The organism is uncultured Aquincola sp. (assembly GCF_964001545.1).
Classification (GTDB): domain Bacteria; phylum Pseudomonadota; class Gammaproteobacteria; order Burkholderiales; family Burkholderiaceae_C; genus Aquincola.
The window spans coordinates 1-5,158 of the sequence record NZ_CAXFDV010000653.1; the positions used below are offsets into that span (position 1 = coordinate 1).

The 5,158-nt window shown below is 70.4% G+C and carries 6 protein-coding genes; 5 read left to right on the top strand and 1 reads right to left on the bottom strand.

Annotation, left to right across the window (positions count from 1 at the left end):
* The 5 genes from cysD to ABNT58_RS22640 all read left to right on the top strand — a co-directional run.
* The coding region (gene cysD / locus ABNT58_RS22620; RefSeq protein ID WP_348755659.1) for a sulfate adenylyltransferase subunit CysD at positions 1–492 on the top strand (492 nt) is incomplete at its 5' end.
* Positions 492–1,781, top strand: a complete 1,290-nt coding sequence (locus tag ABNT58_RS22625; protein ID WP_348755660.1) for a GTP-binding protein — start codon at positions 492–494, stop codon at positions 1,779–1,781. The genes cysD and ABNT58_RS22625, both read left to right, overlap by 1 nt.
* The gene (gene cobA, locus ABNT58_RS22630; protein ID WP_348755661.1) at positions 1,778–2,575 is read left to right on the top strand and encodes a uroporphyrinogen-III C-methyltransferase; all 798 of its coding nucleotides are present in this window, start codon (positions 1,778–1,780) and stop codon (positions 2,573–2,575) included. The genes ABNT58_RS22625 and cobA overlap by 4 nt, the downstream gene beginning before the upstream one ends.
* Positions 2,576–2,651: 76 nt before the next feature.
* Positions 2,652–2,975, top strand: a complete 324-nt coding sequence (gene fdxA, locus ABNT58_RS22635; RefSeq protein WP_348755662.1) for a ferredoxin FdxA — start codon at positions 2,652–2,654, stop codon at positions 2,973–2,975.
* 4 nt (positions 2,976–2,979) lie between these two features.
* The gene (locus ABNT58_RS22640) at positions 2,980–4,035 is read left to right on the top strand and encodes an NAD(P)/FAD-dependent oxidoreductase (protein ID WP_348755663.1); all 1,056 of its coding nucleotides are present in this window, start codon (positions 2,980–2,982) and stop codon (positions 4,033–4,035) included.
* A gap of 1 nt (position 4,036) precedes the next feature.
* On the opposite strand, the gene ABNT58_RS22645 is transcribed toward ABNT58_RS22640, so the two are convergent.
* Complete coding sequence (locus tag ABNT58_RS22645) at positions 4,037–4,924, bottom strand: LysR family transcriptional regulator (RefSeq protein ID WP_348755664.1); 888 nt, start codon at positions 4,922–4,924, stop codon at positions 4,037–4,039.
* Positions 4,925–5,158 lie beyond the last annotated feature (234 nt).

The following is a 5,158-nucleotide window of genomic DNA, read 5'->3' on the forward strand; positions in this document are numbered from 1 at the left end:
GAAAAGGCCCGCGCCAAGGAGCGCATCTTCAGCCACCGCGACAGCTTCGGCCAATGGCAGCCCAAGGAGCAGCGCCCCGAGCTGTGGACGCTGTTCAACACCCGCCACAAGCCGGGCGAACACTTCCGCTCGTTCCCCATCAGCAACTGGACCGAGCTGGACGTGTGGCTGTACATCGCCCGCGAGCAGATCCCGCTGCCCAACCTGTACTTTGCACACGACCGCCAGGTGATCCGCCGCAAGGGCCTGCTGGTGCCGGTGACCGAGGTCACGCCGCCCGAAGCCGGCGAAACGGTGGAAACCGCGCAGGTGCGCTTTCGCACCGTGGGCGACATGACCTGCACCTGCCCGGTGGAAAGCCCGGCCGCCAATGCCACCGACATCGTGGCCGAGACGCTGACGGTCACCGTGAGCGAACGCGGCGCCACGCGAATGGACGACCGCACTTCCGACGCCTCGATGGAGCGCCGCAAGAAAGAAGGCTATTTCTGATGAGCACCGCCGCCCCCGTGTCCCACGACCACCGCGCCCTGCGCTTCTTGACCGCCGGCAGCGTCGACGACGGCAAGAGCACGCTGATCGGCCGCCTGCTGTACGACAGCCGCGCCATCCTGGCCGACCAGCTCGACACGCTGGAAAAGCGCGCCGCCGGCCAGCCCATCGACCTGAGCCTGCTGACCGACGGCCTGGAAGCCGAGCGCGAGCAAGGCATCACCATCGACGTGGCCTACCGCTACTTCGCCACCCGCCAGCGCAAGTTCATCATCGCCGACGCGCCGGGCCATGAGCAGTACACCCGCAACATGGTGACGGCCGCCGCCGGCAGCGATGCCGCGGTGGTGCTGGTGGACATCACCAAGATCGACTGGCGCGCCAAGCCGGTGCAGCTGCTGCCGCAAACCCGCCGCCACACCCTGCTGGCCAAGCTGCTGCGTGTGCCCGGCATCGTGTTCGCGGTCAACAAGATCGACGCCATCGACGACATCCGCCCCGCCTTCGAGGCGGTGGCCCAGGCCCTGCGCGACTTCGCGCAGGAAGCCGGCGTGGAAGTGGCGGGCATCATCCCCGTCTCGGCCCTGCGAGGCGACAACGTGACGCAGCCGCTGGCCTGCGACTGGTACGAAGGCCCCTCGCTGCTGCAGCTGCTGGAAGCCCTGCCCACCACGCAGGAACGCAGCGAAGGCGATCTGCTGCAGCCGGTGCAGTACGTGGCCCGTGACGACGGCGAAGGCACCGGCCACCAGCCGCGCACGCTGTGGGGCCGCATCGCCCACGGCGCAGTGAAAGCCGGCGACACGGTGCAGGTGTTCCCCAGCGGTGAAGTCGCCACCGTCGCCCAGGTGCGCCTGGCCGGCGAGGTGGTGGAAGCGGCACGTGCGGGCCAGTCGGCCGGCATCGTGCTGGACCGCCAGCTCGACGTCTCGCGCGGCGACTGGGTGGCCACGCCCAAGAGCCTGCAGGCCACGCAGCGCTTTTCGGCCACGCTGGCCTGGCTGGACACCGAGCCCGCCGTGGTCGGCCGCAAGTACTGGGTGCGCCATGGCAACCGCTGGGTGCAGGCGCGCATCAGCAGCATCGACCACCGGCTGGACATCCACACCCTGGCCGCCACCGATGCCCATGAACTGGCCGTCAACGAGATCGGCGAAGTGACCGTGGAAACCCAGCAGCCGCTGCCGGTGGAGCCCTACGGCAGCAACCGGGTGGGCGGTGCGCTGATCGTGGTCGACCCCACCAGCAACCGCACCAGCGGCGCGCTGCTGGTCAAGGAAGCGGCGTGACCGAAGCCGCCGGCCGCCCGCCGCTCGGCCATGTCGTCTTCATCGGCGCAGGCCCCGGCGCGGCCGACCTGATCACGGTGCGCGGCGCGCGCCGGCTGGCCGAGGCCGAGGTGGTGCTGTTCGACGCCCTCACCGACCCCGCGCTGCGTGAGCTGGCGCCGCAGGCGCGCTGGATCGACGTCGGCAAACGCGGCTTCTGCCATGCACCCAAGCAGACCGAGATCAACGCGATGCTGGTGCGCTGCGCGCAGCAGTACCGGCGCGTGGTGCGGCTCAAGGGGGGCGATCCCAGCGTGTTCGGCCGGCTGGAAGAAGAGCTGCTGGCGCTGGCCGCCGAAGGCATCGGCTGCGAGGTGGTGCCCGGCGTCACCGCCGCCATCGCTGCCGCGGCCGCCACCCAGCGGCCGTTGACGCGCCGCGGCCTGGGCCGCAGCGTCAGCCTGTCCACCGCGATGACCAAGGAAGGCAGCCTGGCCGAGGCCACGCCGCCCAGCGCCGACACCGAGGTGTTCTACATGGCCGGCCGCCAGTTGGGCGCGCTGAGCCGCCGCCTGCTGGACGCCGGCTGGCCGGCCGACACGCCGGTGCTGGTGGTGTCGCAGGCCGGCACGCCCGACCAGCGCGCCAGCGACCACGAGGTGGCCACGCTGGCCGCGGCCAGCATGCTGCATGCGGGCCGGCCGGCCATCGTCACCGTGGGCGCTGGTGCGCGGCCGGTGCTGGCTGCCGATGGCCGCAGCCCGCATGCGGCCACCATGCCCCATACCGCCGCCGCAGGCCACCCCGCGGCTTAGAATCGAGAGTTCTCATGGAGCGGCCGCCACATGAATCCGGCGCTGCCGCCCTCAACATTTCAGAGGCTGAAGCCCCATGACCCACGTCGTCACCGAAGCATGCATTCGCTGCAAGTACACCGATTGCGTCGACGTCTGCCCCGTTGATTGTTTCCGCGAAGGCCCGAACTTCCTGACGATCGACCCCGACGAGTGCATCGACTGCGCCGTGTGCATCCCCGAGTGCCCGGTCAACGCCATCGTGCCGGAAGAAGACGTGCCGGGCGACCAGCAGCACTTCATCCAGCTCAATGCCGACCTGGCCAAGAAGTGGCCCAGCATCACCAAGCGCAAGGCCTCGCTGCCCGACGCCGACGAGTGGAAGGACCGCACGGGCAAGCTGCCCGAGCTGATCCGCTGATCCCATGATCGAGACCGACGCGCTGATCGTCGGTGCCGGCCCGGTCGGGCTGTTCCAGGTGTTCGAGCTGGGCCTGCTGGAGATCGGCGCCCACGTGGTCGATTCACTGCCCCAGCCCGGCGGCCAGTGCATCGAGCTGTACGCCGACAAGCCCATCTACGACATCCCCGGCCTGCCCGCCACCAGCGGGCGCGAGCTGGTCGACCGGCTGCTGCAGCAGATTGCGCCCTTCAAGCCGCCGCTGCACCTGGACCAGGAAGTGAGCCTGCTGCATCGCCGCCCCGACGGCCGCTTCGACGTGGCCACCCGCCGCGGGCTGCAGTTCATCGCCAAGACCGTGTTCATCGCCGGCGGCGTGGGCGCCTTCCAGCCCAAGCCCTTGCGGGTGGAGGGCCTGGCCGCGTTCGAAGGCACGCAGCTGCACTACCGGGTGGACGATGCGGCCCGCTTCGCCGGCCGCCACGTGGTGGTGGTGGGCGGCGGCGACAGCGCGCTGCAGTGGGCCAACCGGCTGGCCGAAGCCGGCCCGCAGGCGGCTGCCAGCGTCACCCTGCTGCACCGGCGCGATGTGTTCCAGGCCGAGCCCGCCGCCATCAGCCGCATGCGCGCCTTGTGCGAGGCGCAGCGCATGCAGTTCGCGGCCGGGCAGGTCAGCGGCATCGAAGTGACCGACGGCCGGCTGAGTGCCCTCAAGGTGCTGGGTGGCGACGGCGTCACGCGGGTGATGCCGCTGGACGAGCTGCTGGTGTTCTTCGGACTCAGCCCGCGGCTGGGCCCGATCGCCGACTGGGGCCTGGCGCTGGAGCGCAAGCAGCTGGTGGTGGACACCGAGAAGTTCGAGACCAGCGAGCCCGGCATCTTCGCGGTGGGCGACGTGGTCACCTACCCGGGCAAGAAGAAGCTCATCCTCTGCGGCTTCCACGAAGCCACGCTGGCCGCCTTCGGCGCGGTGCGGCATGTGTTCCCCGACAAGGCGGTGCACCTGCAGTACACCACCACCAGCCCGCGGCTGCACCAGTTGCTGGGCGTGGAAACGCCCGGCCACGACGACGACCATTGAGTCAACCTTCCGCCGCCTCCACCAGCCGGCGGATCAACGGGTGCTGCACCCGCCGCTCGGTGCCGATGGCAAAGAACTGCTCGCGCACGCCATCGCAGCCGCCCACCGGCTTGACGCGGTAATGCTCCACCAGGTCGTCGTGCACCAGCAGCGCGGCCGGAAACACGCCCATGCCGCCGGCGCCGAAGGTCTTGAGCAGCGCGCTGTCCTCGAACTCGCCCACCACATTGGGCCGCACGCCATGGCGCGCGAACCAGGTGTCGATCTGCACCCGCACCGTGGCATGCGCGGTGGGCAGCAGCACCGGCACCTGTGCCAGCGACTGCGGAAAGCCCTTGCGCGCCGCGGCCGCCAGCGCGGCCGGCGCGTACCAGCCCAGCTCGGAGCCGCCCAGTGCATGGCTGTACAGCTTGAGGTTGGCATTGACCGGCGCCGGCCGGTCCGACAGCACCAGGTCCAGCTTGTGCAGCGCCAACTCGGCCAGCAGCTCGTCGAAGCCGCCTTCATGGCACAGCAGCCGCAGCCCCGGCTCGGCCAGCACCGGCATGATCAGCCGATGCACCACGATCTTGGGCAGGCCGTCGCTGATGCCCACCGCCAGCCGCAGCGCCGGCTGCGTGGCCGCATCACGCACCACGTCGGGCAGCTGCTCACCCAGCTGGAAGATCTGGTCGGCCTGGCGCAGCGCGGCCTCACCCGCTTCGGTCAAGGCCAGGCCACGGCCGGCCGGCTTGAGCAGCGCATGGCCCAGCGCCTGTTCCAGCTCGCGCACCTGGGCGCTGACGGTCTGCACCGCCACGTCCAGCCGCTCGGCGGCGCGGGCCATGCCGCCTTCCTTGGCCACCACCCAGAAGTAGTGCAGGTGCTTGTAGTTGAAGCCGGGTCGCATGACCGCGGATCTTAGGCGGCCAGGTCTGCGCCAGCTCAAGCTGCGCGTCAGCCGCCATGCCCAGAATGGGCCGGGGAGATGCCCGCCATGCCCAGCGCCTTCAATTTCCACGCCTCGCCCTTCGACTGCCTGACGGCCGACGAGCGCCAGCTGGTGCGCGACCACGTGGACATCGCCTACTTCCACGAGGGCGACGTGCTGCTGCAGCCCGGCGAACAGCCGGCGCACCTGTTC

What these genes read in the sequence shown, in the direction of transcription:
- ABNT58_RS22625 (WP_348755660.1), top strand. Translation starts at nt 492, where the DNA reads ATGAGCACCGCCGCCCCCGTGTCCCACGACCACCGCGCCCTGCGCTTC.
- fdxA (WP_348755662.1), top strand. Translation starts at nt 2,652, where the DNA reads ATGACCCACGTCGTCACCGAAGCATGCATTCGCTGCAAGTACACCGAT.
- ABNT58_RS22640 (WP_348755663.1), top strand. Translation starts at nt 2,980, where the DNA reads ATGATCGAGACCGACGCGCTGATCGTCGGTGCCGGCCCGGTCGGGCTG.
- ABNT58_RS22645 (WP_348755664.1), bottom strand. Translation starts at nt 4,924, where the DNA reads ATGCGACCCGGCTTCAACTACAAGCACCTGCACTACTTCTGGGTGGTG.